General features: G+C 73.2%; 11 protein-coding genes. 10 read left to right on the plus strand and 1 reads right to left on the minus strand.

Annotated features, from left to right (window positions below; all coding sequences use genetic code 11):
- Positions 1-22: 22 nt before the first annotated feature.
- Positions 23-1213 carry a sensor histidine kinase gene (locus ACN27A_RS28315; protein WP_421458637.1) on the minus strand — a complete coding sequence of 397 codons (1191 nt, stop codon included), beginning with the start codon at positions 1211-1213 and terminating at the stop codon, positions 23-25.
- Between the two features lie 615 nt (positions 1214-1828).
- On the opposite strand from ACN27A_RS28315, the gene ACN27A_RS28320 reads away from it, so the two are divergent.
- The 10 genes from ACN27A_RS28320 (at position 1829) to ACN27A_RS28365 (ending at position 16106) form a co-directional block, all read left to right on the plus strand.
- Positions 1829-2851 (plus strand): 3-oxoacyl-ACP synthase III family protein, encoded by a 1023-nt coding sequence (locus ACN27A_RS28320; RefSeq protein ID WP_421457632.1) that lies wholly within the window; start codon positions 1829-1831, stop codon positions 2849-2851.
- 76 nt (positions 2852-2927) lie between these two features.
- The gene (locus ACN27A_RS28325) at positions 2928-3941 is read left to right on the plus strand and encodes a hypothetical protein (RefSeq protein WP_357579770.1); all 1014 of its coding nucleotides are present in this window, start codon (positions 2928-2930) and stop codon (positions 3939-3941) included.
- A complete protein-coding gene (locus tag ACN27A_RS28330; RefSeq protein WP_421457633.1) occupies positions 3928-6477 on the plus strand; it encodes a heavy metal translocating P-type ATPase in 2550 nt (849 codons plus the stop codon). Before ACN27A_RS28325 ends, ACN27A_RS28330 begins: the two co-directional genes overlap by 14 nt.
- Positions 6478-6521: 44 nt before the next feature.
- Complete coding sequence (locus tag ACN27A_RS28335; protein WP_421457634.1) at positions 6522-7367, plus strand: alpha/beta fold hydrolase; 846 nt, start codon at positions 6522-6524, stop codon at positions 7365-7367.
- 105 nt (positions 7368-7472) lie between these two features.
- Complete coding sequence (gene scoE, locus ACN27A_RS28340; protein ID WP_132240686.1) at positions 7473-8345, plus strand: (3R)-3-[(carboxymethyl)amino]fatty acid oxygenase/decarboxylase; 873 nt, start codon at positions 7473-7475, stop codon at positions 8343-8345.
- Between the two features lie 59 nt (positions 8346-8404).
- Positions 8405-8674, plus strand: a complete 270-nt coding sequence (locus tag ACN27A_RS28345) for a phosphopantetheine-binding protein (protein WP_225851889.1) — start codon at positions 8405-8407, stop codon at positions 8672-8674.
- Entirely contained in the window at positions 8667-12497 is a 3831-nt protein-coding gene (locus ACN27A_RS28350; protein WP_421457635.1) for an amino acid adenylation domain-containing protein, read from the plus strand. The genes ACN27A_RS28345 and ACN27A_RS28350 overlap by 8 nt, the downstream gene beginning before the upstream one ends.
- Positions 12494-13975, plus strand: a complete 1482-nt coding sequence (locus ACN27A_RS28355) for an MFS transporter (RefSeq protein ID WP_421457636.1) — start codon at positions 12494-12496, stop codon at positions 13973-13975. The genes ACN27A_RS28350 and ACN27A_RS28355 overlap by 4 nt, the downstream gene beginning before the upstream one ends.
- Positions 13972-15000 (plus strand): ABC transporter substrate-binding protein, encoded by a 1029-nt coding sequence (locus ACN27A_RS28360; RefSeq protein ID WP_421457637.1) that lies wholly within the window; start codon positions 13972-13974, stop codon positions 14998-15000. The genes ACN27A_RS28355 and ACN27A_RS28360 overlap by 4 nt, the downstream gene beginning before the upstream one ends.
- A 5-nt stretch (positions 15001-15005) precedes the next feature.
- Positions 15006-16106 carry a FecCD family ABC transporter permease gene (locus ACN27A_RS28365; RefSeq protein ID WP_421457638.1) on the plus strand — a complete coding sequence of 367 codons (1101 nt, stop codon included), beginning with the start codon at positions 15006-15008 and terminating at the stop codon, positions 16104-16106.
- Positions 16107-16206 lie beyond the last annotated feature (100 nt).

Below are 16206 nucleotides of genomic sequence, written 5' to 3' on the forward strand. Positions count from 1 at the left end.
CGGGTGCTGCCGTCGGCTCCACTCACGACCCGGCCCGGACGCTGGCCTGCACGGTGAACGTGCCGTCCTCCCGCCAGGTGCGCAGCGTGCCGCCCGCGTCGCGCAGCCGGTCGGCCAGCCCCGGCAGCCCGCTGCCGTCGAGGTCCGGCGCCCCGTCGCCGGCCCCGTCGTTGACCACCGTCAACCGCGCCCCGGACGCCTCGCCGGCGATCTCGATCGTGCACCACCGCGCCTCGCCGTGCCGCAGCACGTGGGCGCCGGCCTCGCGCAGCACGGACACCAGCGGCGCGGTGAGCGCGGGCGGCAGGTCGCGCTCCGGCTGCGTCACGGAGCACCGTACGCCGGCGTTGCGCAGCACCCGTGCCACCGTCTGCGTCTGCTCGCGCAGGCCGACGCTGCGGTAGCCGTGCACGGCCTCGCGCATCCGGGCCGACGCGGCCGCCGCGAGCGCCCGCATCTCGGCGGTCTCCTTCCTGGTCCGCTCCCCGTCGACCAGCGCCAGCCGCGACGCCAGCTCCGCCTTGAGGACGAGCGCCGACAACTCGTTCGCGAGCAGGGCGTAGACGTCCCGGGCGCACCGCAGTCGCTCCTCGGCCGCCGCCAGGCGGGCCAGGGCGTCGTGCCCCTCCCGGGCCTGTGCCCGGAACGTCCAGAACCACAGGTGCAGCACGTTCCACGTCGCCACCGTCAGCCCGAGCACCACCGTCACGGTCACCGCGTCGCGCACGGGACCGCCGAGCCACCAGGCCGTCGCCGCGGCCACCAGCACCGTCCCGGCCATCAGGGTCACCGCGCACCGGACCGGCAGCAGCAGCGGCGCGGCCCCGACGAGCGCGGCCCCCACGAACGCCCAGGCCCGCCCCGGGGTGCCGCCGACCGGCCCGACGAGCGGGACGGACAGCACGGCGGCCGTGACGCAGCCGGCGACCAGCCACCGGCCGGCCGTCGTCGCCCGCCACGGCATGACCGACCGGTGCAGCGCCGCGGCCAGCGCCAGGACCAGGAGCAGCGACCCCGCCGCCCCGAGCACGATCCCGCGCGGGTCGGGCTCGCGACGCAGCTCCAGGGCGGCGAGCAGTACGCACGCCGCCACGCCGCTCGCGGCGCCCGCCAGGATGCACAGCCTCGCCCGCCGCATGCCCGGGGTGGACAGGGCGTCAGCCGGCGCGGCGGGGGTCTCCGTCAGGCCGGTGGGCCGGATCCCGGTGACCATCAACGCCACGACTCCCGGCGGACGTGGCGCGTGCCGGGCCCCGGCACGCCCGGCCGCGCCGCCCCGGGCAGCGGCGCGCTCGGTGCCGTCGCCTGCCGGATCACGGTCGCCACGGAATGCATGGTATCGGTTACCGTCGGTTCGTGCCGACGCGGATCCGTCCCTGCCGTCGCGTCCCGGGGCCGCCACCCGCCGGGCCCGCCCGTGCGGTGGGTGGTCTCGAGGAGCTGCGCTGTCATCGGAGGGCCTCCGTCCGGTCCTGGTCGCGTGGGCGCCGGCGGGCGCCGGTCCGCCCCGCGGGTCGCCGGCCGTGCCGCGGGCGTCGCCACGCGGTCGGTCGTGCCGTCAGCATGGCGGCGGGGACGCGCCGGATCCCATCCCCGCGCGTCACGTACGACCCGGGAGAACTGCACGGGTGAACCGTGCGCCGGGGTGTCGTCAGCGGGTTCCCGGGCGGCCCGGAAATTGCGCGTTCCATCGCCCTGAAATTGTTACCGCCATCGCTCGGTAATTTGCGCTTCGAGTCGTGTCGACGGATGGCGAACATGATTGCGGCCGATGGCTCGACTCGGCTAATTTGCAGACACGAAATGCCTCTCCTCTCTGGAGGCTGCTGTGTCCTCATCCGTCGGAATTCTGGGCACCGGATCCTGGGTGCCCGCGCGAGCATTGTCGAACGAGGAAATCGCGCGTCGCGTACCGGGCGCCAGCCCGGAATGGATCGTACGCAAGACCGCCATTCGTTCGCGCCGTTTCGCGGCGGCGGAGGAGGCCACGTCGGACCTGGCCGTGCGGGCCGCGTCCCGCGCCCTGCGGGACGCGGGCATCGGTGCCGACCGCGTCGACTACCTCATCGTGTCGACGTCGACCCCGGACCACCCGCAGCCGCCGACGGCCTGCCTCGTGCAGGACCGTCTCGGCGCGTACGGGGCCGCGTGCTTCGACGTCAACGCGGTGTGCGCGGGGTTCGTGCACGCCCTGGTGCTGGCGCAGTCGCTGGTGGCGGACCGGCCCGGCACCCACGCGCTCGTGGTCGGCGCCGACGTGTACTCGCGCATCCTCGACTTCGACGACCGGCGCACGGCCGTGCTGTTCGGTGACGGCGCCGGCGCTGCCGTCGTGGGGACGACGGCAGCGGGGCGAGGTGTCGTCGAGTACGAGCTGGCCAGCCGGGGCGACGCCAGCGGCCTGATCGGGGTGGCGGCGGGCGGCAGCAGGCTGCCGGCGTCCGCGACGACGGTGGCGGACGGCGGCCACTTCTTCCGCATGCACGGCCGTGGCGTCACCGAGCTCGTCCTCCAGGACGTCCCGCCGTTCGTGGACAAGCTGCTGGCCAGGGCGGGCGTCGGCGCGGCGGACGTCGCGCACGTGGTGCCGCACCAGCCCAACGGCCTGCTCCTCGACGAGCTGGTACGCGCGTGCGGGCTGACCGCCGCGCACACGCACCGCACGGTGGAGGAGTACGCGAACGTCGGCAGCGCCTCGGTGCCGCTCACCCTCGACCACGCCAACCGGGCCGGGCTGCTCCGCGACGGCGACCTCGTCCTCCTGCTGGCGTTCGGCGGGGGGATGTCGCTCGGGGCGTGCCTGCTGCGGTGGGGCCGGACACCCGGCCCGGACCCCGGCGGGGACCGGTGAGCCCACCGGCCGACCACCGCACCCCCGAAACCCTGCCCGCTTCCACGCCAACCCTGTCGAAACAGGACGGTTATTCATGAAGACCTTGACGAAGCTCGGCGCGTTCGCGCTCGCCCTGGTGTTGGTGCTGGGGAGCGCCTACACCGTCGGCCGCGTGGTCGGACCGCCGCCGACCGCCGCTCCCGCGGCCGCACCCGCCGCCAAGCCGGCCGCCGTGGCCGAGGAGTCCTCGTACGGCCTCACCATCAACCACGAGAGCATGAACCTGAAGGTGATCACGGACAACGTCCGGGCGGGCACGAAGCAGACCTTCGCCTTCCAGATCCTGCAGCACGACGGCACGCCGCTGGTGAAGTACAAGCCGCAGCACGAGAAGCTGATGCACCTGATCGTGGCGCGGCGCGACCTGTCGAACTTCCAGCACGTCCACCCGAACCTCGGCTCGGACGGCGTGTGGCGGGTGCCGCTGACCTTCGCGGCGGCGGGCGAGTACCGCGTCTTCGCCGACTACATGCCGCTGTGGGGCATCCACGGCGAGACGCTCGGGGCGGACGTGTCGGTGTCGGGCGACTACCGGCCGGAGGCGCTGCCCGCGCCGTCGACCACCTCGACGGTCGACGGCTACACGGTGACCCTCGGCGGCGAGCTGACGCCCGGCAAGAGCGGCAAGCTGACGCTCAGCGTCGCGAAGGACGGCAAGCCGGTCACCGACCTGGAGCCGTACCTCGGCGCCTTCGGGCACCTGGTCGCGCTGCGCGACGGCGACATGGCGTACCTGCACGTGCACCCCGACGGCACGCCGGGCGACGGGCAGACCGCGCCCGGTCCGGACGTCCTGTTCCACGCCACCGCGCCGAGCTTCGGCGACTACCGGCTGTTCCTGGACTTCCAGCACCAGGGCGTCGTGCGCACGGCGTCGTTCACGCTGCGCGTGAAGGGCCCCAACCCGCCGCCCCACGGCCTGAGCGAGGAGGCCTTCGCGGCGGCCAAGGCCCGCAACGAGGAGGCCGTGCGCAACGGCGGAGCCGCTGTCCCGGCCGACACGACCGGCGGCGGCACGGAGGGGGGCACCGAGCATGGCCACGGCTGAGAACCACCTGGAACTGCTGATCGGCGGCATGACGTGCGCGGCCTGCGCCGCGCGCATCGAGAAGCGCCTCAACGACATCGACGGGGTGGAGGCGACCGTCAACTACGCCACCGAGAAGGCGAAGGTGCTCCTCCCGCCCGGGACCACGCAGGCGCGGGTGATCGCCGCCGTCGAGGAGATCGGCTTCACGGCCCGGCCGGTGCAGCCGCGCACGGCCAGGGCCGAGAACCACCTGGAACTGCTGATCGGCGGCATGACGTGCGCGGCCTGCGCCGCGCGCATCGAGAAGCGCCTCAACGACATCGACGGGGTGGAGGCGACCGTCAACTACGCCACCGAGAAGGCGAAGGTGCTCCTCGCGCCCCAGGTGTCGCGGGAGACGGTGATCGCCGCCGTCGAGGAGATCGGCTTCACGGCCCGACCGGTGCTGCCGCCTGCGGCACCGGCGGCGGACGTCCCGGATCCGGCGGCCGCGGAGGAGGCCGAGCACGACCGTGAGCTGCGGGCGGCCCGCCACCGCCTCTGGGTCGTCGCCGTGCTGGCGGTGCCGGTCATCGCGATGTCGATGTTCTCCCAGCTCCAGTTCGAGTACTGGCAGTGGGCCTGCCTCACGTTGAGCGCGCCGGTCGTGGTGTGGGGGGCGTGGCCGTTCCACCGGGCCGCCTTCGCCAACCTCCGGCACGCCGCCGCCTCGATGGACACGCTGGTCTCGGTGGGCACGCTCGCCGCGTTCGTGTGGTCGCTGTACACGCTGTTCCTCGGCACCGCCGGCGTGCCCGGCATGCGGCACCCGTTCCGGATCACCCTGGAGCGGACGCCCGGCGAGGGCAACATGTACCTGGAGGTCGCCGCGGGCGTGACCCTGTTCATCCTCTGCGGCCGGTACTTCGAGGCCCGCGCGAAGCGCCGATCCGGCGCCGCGCTGCGCGCGCTGCTGTCGCTGGGCGCCAAGGACGTGACGGTGCTGCGCGACGGCGCCGAGGCGATCGTGCCGATCTCGGCCCTCGCCGTCGGCGACCGGTTCCTCGTGCGGCCCGGCGAGAAGGTGGCGACCGACGGCGTCGTGGAGGAGGGCTCCTCGGCGGTCGACGCGAGCATGCTCACCGGCGAGTCCGTGCCCGTCGAGGTGGGACCGGGCGACGAGGTCGTCGGCGCGACGGTGAACGCCGGCGGGCGGCTCGTCGTCCGCGCCACGAAGGTGGGCGGCGAGACGCAGCTCGCGCAGATGGCCAGGCTCGTCGAGGACGCGCAGACCGGCAAGGCCGCCGTCCAGCGGCTCGCGGACCAGGTGTCGGCGGTGTTCGTGCCAGGGGTGATCGCGCTGTCGCTCGCCACGCTGGGCTACTGGCTCGGCTCCGGCCAGCCGGCGGCGGCCGCGTTCACCGCCGCCGTGGCCGTACTGATCATCGCCTGCCCGTGCGCGCTGGGACTGGCGACGCCGACCGCGCTGCTGGTCGGCACCGGCCGGGGCGCCCAGCTCGGCATCCTCATCAAGGGACCGCAGGTGTTGGAGTCCACGCGGACCGTCGACACCGTCGTGCTCGACAAGACCGGCACGGTGACCACCGGCGAGATGTCCGTCGTGGAGGTCGTCCCCGTCGACGGGGAGGACGACGTCCAGCTGCTGCGGCTCGCCGGCGCACTGGAGAGCGCGTCGGAGCACCCCATCGCCCGGGCCGTCGTCGCGGGAGCCAGGGACCGGTGCGGCGAACTGCCCCCGGTTGCGGACTTCGCCAGCGAGGCCGGCGTCGGCGTGCGCGGCACCGTCGACGGCCACGAGGTCGTCGTCGGCCGGGCGTCGCTGCTGGGCGCGTGGGCGACCGACCTGCCCCCGGAGCTGGTCGCCGCCAAGGCGACGGCCGACGCGGCGGGCCGTACGTCGGTCATGGTCGGCTGGGACGGCGCCCTGCGGGGGATGCTCGTCGTGTCCGACCGGGTGAAGTCCACAAGCGCGGCGGCGGTGGCGCAGTTCAAGCGGCTCGGGCTGCACCCGATCCTGCTGACCGGCGACAACGCCGCGGTGGCGGCGGCGATCGCGGCGGAGGTGGGGATCGACGACGTGGTCGCCGAGGTCCTCCCCGCCGGGAAGGTCGAGCTGGTCAAGCGGCTCCAGGCCGACGGCAAGGTCGTCGCGATGGTCGGCGACGGCGTCAACGACGCCGCCGCCCTCGCGCAGGCCGACCTGGGCATCGCGATGGGCACCGGCAGCGACGTGGCGATCGAGTCCGGCGACCTGACGGTGGTCCGCGGCGACCTGCGGGTGGCCGCGGACGCCATCCGGCTGTCGCGGCGCACCCTCGGCACGATCAAGGGCAACCTGTTCTGGGCCTTCGCGTACAACGTCGCGGCCATCCCGCTCGCGGCGAGCGGGCTGCTCAATCCGATGCTGGCGGGTCTGATCATGGCCGGCAGTTCGGTGTTCGTGGTGTCGAACAGCCTGCGGCTGCGGCGGTTCAAGGCGCTCGCCGGCAACGAACTCCCGGAGCGGGCCGACACGGCCGAGGCGTCGCGCGCCCCGATGGTCACCGCCTCCTGACGCGTCGAGCGCGCACGTCCGTACGGAAGAAACGGAGCCGCACCATGGCCGAGCCGAGCCGGCTCGCGGAGGATCCTCAGCTCCTGCTGCTGCACGCGGCCGGTCTCGGCCGGGCGAGCTGGGACGCCGTCGTCGAACGCATCCCGGGCTTCGCCCGGACCCTCGCGATCGACCTGCCCGGTCATGGCAGCGTGCCCGGGCTCGCGTACGACCGGGACGTCGTGCCGAGGCTCGCCGAGTACGTCGCGGAGCGGATCGCCGCGCTGGGGCTGCGCAGGCCGCACGTGGTCGGGCACTCGCTCGGCGGGGTGATCGCGCTCGAACTGGCGCGTCGGGTGCCCGTCGCGGCGGTGACCGCCCTGTGCAGCATCGGGTTCCGGGCGGTCTGCCACGCCTCGATGTGCGTGGTGCGGACCCACGCGATCCTGCGGATGAGCGCCGCGGTGGGGCCGAGGACGCGGGGGCGGCTGCTCAACCGGGGGGTGGTCCGCAGGATGGTCATGGGCAGCGTGTCGGCCCGGCCCGCCGCCCTCCGGCCGGACGTGGCCGCCGCCGACGTGACCTCGATGATCACCAGCGACCTGTCCGCCCTGAGCCGGTACGCGGGGCTCTACTCGTTCCGCGCCGACGCCTTCGACACGACGCCGGTGAACCTCGTCTGGGCCGACCAGGACCGCGTGGTCCCGTTGCGCGACGCGCTGCGGGCCCGGCGGGTGCTCCCGAGGGCGCAGCACTACGTCATTCCCGGCAGCGGTCACTTCGTCGTACGCGACGACCCGCACACCGCCGCTGCCGTCATCCACGCCTGTCACGCCGAGGTGCTGCGGGAGAGGCAGGCCGAGACTCGCAGAGGAGTTCGCGGAAATGTGAACCCACAGCGCGGTAATTGAGCAGGCAATTCGGCCCCACACATCTGTCGGGGCGGGAACTGTTGACCGACCGGACGCGACTACTGAGGTACGCGGAGCCCGGGACCACCGCTCAGAGGAGTGCGAATGAAAATCACCCCGCAGGCTGGAAAGAAGTTCGGCGTGATCGTGGAGGGTTTCGACGCGGAAACCGCCTCGCCGGAGGACATCGTCGAGCTGAAGAAGGCCATCTACTCGAACAAGATCGTCGTGCTGAAGAACCAGGACCTGTCGCCGCGGCAGTTCCTGGCGCTCGGCCAGCGGCTGGGCCGGGTCGCGGAGTACTACGAGCCGGTCTACCACCACCCCGAGGTGAAGGAGGTGTTCGTCTCCTCCAACGTCAAGGAGGAGGACGGCCGCCAGATCGGGGTGCCGAAGACCGGAAAGTTCTGGCACTCGGACTACCAGTTCATGCCGCGTCCGTTCGACATCACCATGATCTACCCGCAGGTCGTGCCGTCGAAGAACCGGGGCACCTACTTCATCAACCTGGCGACCGCCTACGAGCAGCTCTCCGAGGAGCTGAAGCTGGCCGTCAAGGACAAGACGGCGACGCACAGCGTGCTGCGGTACTTCAAGATCCGGCCGACCGACGTCTACCGGCCGATCTCGGAGATCATCGACGAGGTCAACGCGAAGACCCCGCCGGTGACGAGCCCGCTCGCGTTCCCGCACCCGCACACGGACGAGACCCTGCTCTACCTGAGCGAGGGCTTCACGCTGTCGGTGCAGGACGCGGACGGCAACGACCGGCCGGAACTGCTGGCCGAGCTGCTCACGGCCACCGGCCAGCTCGACCGCACCTACGAGCACGAGAACATCCACCTCCAGACGTTCGAGAAGGGCGACATGCTCCTCTGGGACAACCAGAGCCTGGTCCACCGGGCGCTGCACACCGCGACGCCGGAGCCGGCCGTGTCCTACCGCGTCACCGTCTACGACGACGTGGACGCCGCCTAGTCCCGCACGGACGTTCGATCCGCGGTGGGATCCGACGGCGTCGCCGTCGGATCCCACCGATGTCCACATCGCACGAGGTCGAGAGGCATGACGTGGCAGGTCAGTTGACGGCGGCGAGGATCAGGGCGGACGTCGCCGAGATGCTCCACCGTCGCCCGGACGAGAGTTTCGACGCGGAGGATCTGTTCGACTGCGGCCTGGACTCGGTGCGCCTGATGACGCTCATCGAGCGGTGGCGCGACGCCGGCGCCGAGGTCAGCTTCGTCGATCTGGCCGAGCGGCCGACGGTGGAGCACTGGGTGAAGCTGCTGGTGGGCGGCGATGGCTGAGCCGTTGCCGCTGGGCGCCGCCCAGGAGGGCATCTGGACCGGTCAGCAGTTCGACCCGGACAGCCCCGCGTTCAACACCGCCGAGTACGTGGAGATCCGCGGCCCGGTCGACGTGCCGCTGCTGGAGGCGGCGGTGCGCGGGGCCGTCGGCGAGGCCGAGGCGCTGAACGTGGTGTTCGAGGAGGACGCCGACGGGCGCCCGTGGCAACGCCCCCGCGACGACGGCTCGTGGCCGCTGCACACCATCGACACCAGCGCCGAGGCGGATCCGCTCGCCGCCGCGACGGCCTGGATGCGCGCCGACCTCGACACCCCCGTCGACCTGCGCAAGGACCCGCTGTTCCGGCAGGCGTTCCTCCGGCTCGGCCCGGACCACCTCCTGTGGTACCAGCGGGTGCACCACATCGCCCTGGACGGGTACGGGCTGTCCCTGGTCGCCCGCCGGGTCGCCGAGCTCTACACCGCCCTCGTCGAGGGGCGTGAACCCCCGCCCCGGACGTTCGGGTCGCTGGCCGCCGTGGTCGACGAGGACCGGGCCTACGCCGACTCGGACAGGTACGCCGCCGCGCGCGAGCACTGGACGACCCGGGCGCAGGGCCGGCCGGCGCCGGTGGTGCTCGCCCGCCGCACGGGAAAGCTGGGGCGGACGGTGCGCCGCGCCACCGCGGACCTCGACACCGCCGGCGTCGACGCGTTGAAGGCGGTCGCCAAGGCCACCGGAACCACGTGGAGCGAGACCGTCATCGCGGCCTTCGCGGCGTACCTGCACCGGATGACCGGCGCGGACGAGCTGACGCTCGCGCTGCCGGTCATGGCGCGGCTCGGTTCGGTGTCGCTGCGGGTGCCGTGCATGGTCACCAACGTCGTGCCGCTGTGGGTCCGCGTCGAGCCCACCGCCACACTGGCGGGCCTCACCGCGCAGGTCGCGGCGGAGCTGCGGGCCGGGCGCCCGCACCTGCGCTACCGCTACGAGCAACTGCGCCGCGACCTGCGGATGGTCGCCAGCGAGCGCAAGCTGTTCGGCCCGTCGGTCAACATCATGCCGTTCGACTACGGCCTGCGCTTCGCCGGGCACCGGGGCGTCGTGCACAACGTCAGCGCCGGGCTCGTCGAGGACCTGGTGGTCCACGTGTACGACCGGGCGGACGGCAGCGGACTGCGGATCGTCCTCGACGCCAACCCGAACTGCTACGACGACGAGGAGTTCACCGGTCACCTGACCCGGTTCCTGGCCTTCCTGCGCCGCGTGACCGACGCCGCCGACACTCCGGTCGCCGACGTCGACCTGCTCCTCGACGGCGAGCGCCGGCTCCTGTTGGAGGAGTGGAACGACACGGCCCGGCCCCTGCCGGCGGTGACCGTACCCGCGCTGTTCGCGGCACAGGCCGCCGCGACGCCGGACCGTACGGCGCTGGTGGCCGGCGACGCCACGCTGACCTTCGCCGAACTCGACCGCCGCGCCGACCGCCTCGCCCACCTGCTCGTCGCCCGGGGGGCCGGCCCCGACCGGCACGTGGGGCTCCTGCTGCCCCGCACCTCCGAGGCGATCGTGGCGCTGCTCGCCGTGCTCAAGGCCGGCGCCGCGTACGTGCCCGTCGACCCGGACCTGCCCGCCCGGCGGGTCGCGGCGATGCTCGCCGACAGCGCGCCCGTCGTGCTGCTCGCCACCGGGGCGCTGTGGGCCGGGCACCGGCAGTCGGAGGTCCCGGTCCTGCTCGTGGACGCCCCCGCGACCGTCGCGGAACTGGCCGAGGCGCCCGACGCGCCCGTACCGGACACCGGCGTCGCGCCGGAGCACGCGGCCTGCCTCATCTACACGTCCGGCTCCACGGGCGTGCCGAAGGGCGTCGTGGTCGAGCACCGTGGCCTGGTCAACCTCTTCCACCACCACCGCGACACGATGATCCGACCGGCCGCCGCCGGCCGGGTGTGCCGGGCCGCGCTGTCCGCGTCGCTGTCGTTCGACACGTCGTGGGAGGGCCTGCTGTGGCTGCTCGACGGCCACGAGCTGCACTTCGTCGACGACGACCGGCGTCGGGACCCCGCCGCCATGCTCGACTACGTCGACCGGCACGGGATCGACTTCATGGACATCACCCCCACGTACGCCGAGGAACTGGTGGCGAACGGGTTCCTCGACGCCGGCCGGCACCGGCCCGCCGTGCTCGCGCTCGGCGGCGAGGCCACCGGCCCCGCGCTCTGGACGGCCCTGCGCGACGCCGGCACGACCGTCTACAACCTGTACGGCCCCACCGAGTGCACGGTCGACACCCTCTGGTGCCGGCTCTCCGAGAGCGCCGAGCCGATCGTGGGCAGGCCGCTGACCAACACCAGGGCGTACGTGCTGGACCCGGCGCGCGGGCTCGTCCCGCCCGGCACGGTGGGCGAGCTGTACTTCGCCGGGGCGCCGGTCGCCCGCGGCTACCACGACCGTCCGGAGCAGACCGCCGAGCGGTTCGTGACGGATCCCTTCGGCCCCCCGGGCAGCCGGATGTACCGCACCGGCGACCTCGCCCGCTGGCGGCGCGACGGCACCCTGGAGTTCCTCGGCCGCGCGGACGACCAGGTCAAGATCCGGGGCTTCCGCATCGAACCGGGGGAGATCGAGGCGGTCCTGCTGGCCCACCCCGCGGTCGCCCAGGCGGCGGTGGTGCCCCGCGAGGACGCGCCCGGTCATGTGCGGCTCGTCGGCTACGTCGTGCCGGTGGGCGACGCCGCGCCGGAGCCCGCCGCGCTGCGGCAGTTCGTGGCGGAGCGGCTGCCCGACTACATGGTGCCGCCCGCGTTCGTCGCGCTGGAGGCGATCCCGCGTACCACGAACGGCAAGCTCGACCGCGCGGCGCTGCCCGCGCCGGACCTGGCCGCCACGGTCGGCGGTCGCGCGCCCCGCGACCACCGCGAGGCGGTGCTGTGCGGTCTCTTCGCCGACCTGCTCGGCCTGCCGGAGGTCGGCATCGACGACGACTTCTTCTCGCTCGGCGGGCACTCCCTGCTCGTCGCCCGGCTGATGGGCCGGGTACGCGCCGAGTTCGGCGTGGAGATCAGCATCCGGACGGTGTTCGAGGCACCGACCGTCGCGAAGCTCGCGCCGGCGCTCGCCACGGACACCGGCGGCGGCTCGACGGAGGTGCTGCTCCCGTTGCGGACGCGGGGGAGCGGGCCACCGCTGTTCTGCGTCGCGCCGGCGACCGGGCTGGCGTGGTCCTACGCCGCGCTGCTGGCGAGCCTGCCCGACCGCCCGGTGTACGGACTCCAGTCGGTCGCCGCCGCCGGGTGCGCGAGCGTCGCCGACCTGGCCGCCGACCACGTGCGCCGCATCCGTGAGATCCAGCCCGCCGGGCCGTACCACCTGCTCGGCGCCTCGTTCGGCGGCCTGGTGGCCCACGAGATGGCCACGCAGCTCGCGGAGTCGGGCGAGGCGGTGGCCCTGCTCGCGCTGCTCGACTCGTATCCGGTGCCGGCCGCCTGGCGGGAGCTGCCGCCGCCCGCCGAGCACGAGGCGGCCGCCGCAGTGCTCGGCCAGGCCGTGCTCGGCGGCCTCGACGAGGCGCAGCGTCGCCTCGCGTACGACGCCTTCGCGCGCAACTCGCAGCTCGCCGCCGGCTGGACGCCCCGGCGCCTCGGCGCCGACGTGCTGGTCGTCGAGGCGACCGAGGGCAAGACACCGGACTGGCCCGGCCCGCGGAGCTGGGCGCCACACGTCGACGGGCGCATCGACGTGCACCGGCTGGACTGCACCCACGACGGCATGCTCGCCGCCGGTCCCCTGGCGCGGGTCGGCGCCGTACTCGCACCTGTCGGCGACCTTCGGAGGGCAACATGAGCGAACGGCGTGAGTGGCTCGGGCTCGGCGCGGTCCTCGCCGCGACGTTCATGACCCAGGTGGACGGCTTCGTCGTCAACGTGGCCAGCCCGTCCATCCAGCGCGACCTCGACGCGGGCTTCGACCAGATCCAGTTCGTCGGCGCCGCGTACGTGATCGCGTTCGGGGCCCTGATGGTCACCGGCGCGCGGCTCGGCGACCGGATGGGCCACCGCACGGTGTTCCTCTGGGGCGTCGCCGGCTTCACGGTGACCTCGTTGCTGTGCGGCATCGCGCCGGACGCCGACCTGCTCATCGTGGCCCGCTTCCTCCAGGGCGCCACGGCGGCGTTCATGGCGCCCCAGGTGCTCGCGATCATCCGGGCCACGATGCAGGATCCGGACCGGCTGGCGAGGGCCATCAGCGTCTACGGCGTGGTCATCGGCCTGGGCGTGATCAGCGGCATCGCGGGCGGCGGTCTCATCGTCGAGGCCGACCTCTTCGGTCTCGGCTGGCGGCCGGCGCTGCTCGTCAACGTGCCCGTCGGGATCGCGATCCTGGCGCTGGGCGGGATCCTGCCGCGTACCGTGCCGAAGGCGCCGCACCGCCTCGACCTCGCGGGCGCGGCGCTCACCATCGTGGCGGCCCCCGCCCTGCTCGTGCCCCTGGTCTTCGGGACGGACGGCTCGCCGTGGCTGTGGCTCGGCGTGCCGCTCGCCCTCGTCCTGGCCGTCGTGCTGGTGCGCCAGCAGCGGCGCCTGCACCGCGAGGGCGGCGAGCCGCTGTTCCCGCCGCGGGTCGTCACCGCCCCCGGGATGCGGCTGTCCCTGCTGACGGTGCTGGCGCTGTTCGCCACGAACTCGGGGCTCTTCCTCGTGTTCACCTACTACCTGCAGACGGGGCTGCGCTTCACGCCGCTCACGGCGGCGCTGATGTTCGTACCGCTCGGGATCGGCTTCTCGCTGGGCTCCGCGGCGAGCCGCCGGGTGGCACGCCTGGTCTCGGCGCCGACCCCGGCCGTGGGCTGCGGCCTGCTCGCCGCCGTCCTGCTGGCCAGCGCGGCCGTCGTCCAGGCGCCCGAGTCCGCGCAGGCGCCCATGCTCGTCGCGGTGGTCACGCTGGCCGGCTTCGGGCAGGGCCTGGTCGTCTCACCCCTGGTGGCCGGGATCCTCGGCCGGGTCAGGCCCGCCGAGGCGGGCGCGGCGTCCGGCATGGCGACCACCGTGACGCAGTTCGGCCTGGCGCTCGGGGTCGCGGTCGCGGGGGTCTGCTACCGCACCGTGCTCGGCGCGACGCCCGGCGACCCCGACGTGCCCTTCGCCGACCACGCGACGGCCTTCGCGGTCACCGCGCTCCTGCTCGCGGCCTCCGCGATCTGCGCCGGCCTGGTCAGTGTCCGTCTGCACCACCTGCCCAAGCCCGCGGCCGCGGCAGCGGAACCGGAAGAGGCGGCGGCGCCGTCGCCCGTCACCACGTCAACTGCTCGGAGGACCGGATGAAACTCAAGCGACTCCCCTTCGCGGCGGCCGTCGCCGCCCTGCTTCTCACGACGGCCTGCTCGACGGCCAAGAGCGAGGCCGGCCAGTCGAACGACCCGCCGAAGGCGGGCTACCCGGTGACGATCACCAACTGCGGCAAGAAGTACACCTACCAGCAGGCGCCGAGCCGCGTGGTCGTGATGAACGGCGGGTCGGTCGCGGAGGTCTCCGCGCTGCTGGAACTCGGCGTCGCCGACCGGATCGTCGCCAACGCGCAGTCCTACGGCGCCTCCGAGGTCGACGGCCGGGTCGACGCGATCAAGAAGCTGCCGACGGGCAACATCAAGCTCAACGACATGTCGGACATCCCGCGTGAGGCCATGATCGGGCTGACGCCCGACTTCGTGATCTCCACGTACGACGGCGGCTTCCGCGCCGAGGCGGGCTTCGCGACCCGCGACGACCTCGCGGCCGTCGGGGCCAACACGTACGCCCCGAAGAGCTCGTGCGGCGAGGTCGGCACGGTCTCCGGCACGCCGACCGTCGAGGACAGCTACGCGCTGCTGCGCGACCTCGGGGCCATCTTCGGGGTGTCCGAGCGCGCCGAGAAGATCATCGCCGACTCGAAGGCGCGCATCGCCGAGGTCGGGACGAAGACCGCGAGCCTGCCGAAGCAGAAGGTCATGCTGATCATCCCCGGCATGGCGATGGGCGGGGAGTTCAGCTCGGTCGGCGGCAACGGGATCTGGAACGACATCATGGCCAAGTCGGGCGCGGTGAACGCCTTCGAGGGCGCCACCGACCAGATGTTCGCCAACCTCTCCCGCGAGCAGGTCGCCAAGGCCGACGTGGACGTCCTGCTCGTCGTGAACTACATGTCGAAGGATCCGGACGCGGACGCGAAGAAGCTGCTCGCCCAGTTCCCGCAGTGGGACGCGGCGAAGAACAACCGCTACGTCGTGTTGTCCGACTCGATCTACCTCGGCCCCAGCAACCACCTCGCGGTCGCCAAGATCGCGCAGGCCGCGCACCCCGAGGCGTTCTGAGCGCCATGACCACCTTGTCGCGTTCCACGAACAGCCGGGTGTCGGCCGCGCCGAAGCGCCCCGCCACCCGGCCCGCCCCCCTGCACGGCGCGCCCCTGCCGCTGTGTCTGCTCGTGCTCGGCGTACTGCTGGTCGTCCTGATCCTCGTCGCGGCGGCCGTCGGCTCGGTGCCGGTCTCCATCGGCGACACCGGCCGGATCGTCTGGGCGCACCTGACCGGGGCGACCCCCGCCGTGGACCCGGCCCACGACCAGATCGTCTGGACCTTCCGGATCCCACGGGTGCTGCTGGCCGCGCTGTGCGGCGCCGGGCTCGCGGTCGCGGGCGTCGTGTTGCAGGCCCTCGTGGCCAACCCGCTCGCCGACCCCTTCATCCTCGGGGTGTCGGCGGGCGGCTCGGTCGGCGCCGTCACCGTGATGGCGCTGGGCGCCGGCGCGGCCGGCGGACTCGGGGTGTCGGGTGCGGCGTTCGTCGGCGCGATGCTGGCGGTGGCGCTGGTCTTCACCCTCGGGCAGCAGCACGGTCGGCTCAACCCGGTCCGGCTCGTGCTCGCGGGCGTCGCGATCAGCTACGTGTTCACCTCGATCACGAGCCTGCTCCAGTTGCAGACGACGCCCAACAACATGCGCCAGATCATGTTCTGGCTGCTCGGCAGCGTCGCGGGCGCCCGCTGGGAGCAACTCCAGGTCGCGGGGGTGGTCGTCCTCGCGGTGACCGTGCTGCTGACCATGTACGCCCGGCAGTTCAACGCGCTCGTCACCGGCGACGAGTCGGCGACCGCGCTCGGGATCGACGTCAAGCGGCTGCGGATCGTGTCGATCGTCCTGACGTCGCTGCTCGCGGGCGTGCTCATCGCCGTGGCCGGCGGCATCGGCTTCGTCGGGCTGATGGTGCCCCACCTGGTACGGCTCGCGTTCGGCGTGGACCACCGCCGGGTGCTGCCGCTCGCGGCCCTCGTCGGCGCGGTCTACCTCGTGGTCGTCGACCTGCTGTGCCGGACGGTCGACCCGCCGAACGAGTTGCCCCTCAACATCCTGACCGCCCTCTTCGGCGCACCGTTCTTCATCTGGCTGATGCGCCGGGATAGGAGCCTGTCCCACTCTTGACTTCCTACCTGGCCATGGCTCACAGCCTAGCAACATAGCCAGTAAGCCTTGCGTTGACGTGCGGGTGGACCCCCATCCTCCTTGACCGCGGATCGGCCTT

The sequence above is a fragment of the Micromonospora sp. WMMD737 genome (assembly GCF_049179055.1).
GTDB lineage: Bacteria > Actinomycetota > Actinomycetes > Mycobacteriales > Micromonosporaceae > Micromonospora > Micromonospora reichwaldensis.

Bases quoted from the DNA above. Each gene is read 5' to 3' on its own strand.
- ACN27A_RS28315 (WP_421458637.1), bottom strand. From the start codon at position 1,213: ATGGTCACCGGGATCCGGCCCACCGGCCTGACGGAGACCCCCGCCGCG.
- ACN27A_RS28325 (WP_357579770.1), top strand. From the start codon at position 2,928: ATGAAGACCTTGACGAAGCTCGGCGCGTTCGCGCTCGCCCTGGTGTTG.
- ACN27A_RS28330 (WP_421457633.1), top strand. From the start codon at position 3,928: ATGGCCACGGCTGAGAACCACCTGGAACTGCTGATCGGCGGCATGACG.
- ACN27A_RS28335 (WP_421457634.1), top strand. From the start codon at position 6,522: ATGGCCGAGCCGAGCCGGCTCGCGGAGGATCCTCAGCTCCTGCTGCTG.
- scoE (WP_132240686.1), top strand. From the start codon at position 7,473: ATGAAAATCACCCCGCAGGCTGGAAAGAAGTTCGGCGTGATCGTGGAG.
- ACN27A_RS28345 (WP_225851889.1), top strand. From the start codon at position 8,405: ATGTCCACATCGCACGAGGTCGAGAGGCATGACGTGGCAGGTCAGTTG.
- ACN27A_RS28350 (WP_421457635.1), top strand. From the start codon at position 8,667: ATGGCTGAGCCGTTGCCGCTGGGCGCCGCCCAGGAGGGCATCTGGACC.
- ACN27A_RS28355 (WP_421457636.1), top strand. From the start codon at position 12,494: ATGAGCGAACGGCGTGAGTGGCTCGGGCTCGGCGCGGTCCTCGCCGCG.
- ACN27A_RS28360 (WP_421457637.1), top strand. From the start codon at position 13,972: ATGAAACTCAAGCGACTCCCCTTCGCGGCGGCCGTCGCCGCCCTGCTT.
- ACN27A_RS28365 (WP_421457638.1), top strand. From the start codon at position 15,006: ATGACCACCTTGTCGCGTTCCACGAACAGCCGGGTGTCGGCCGCGCCG.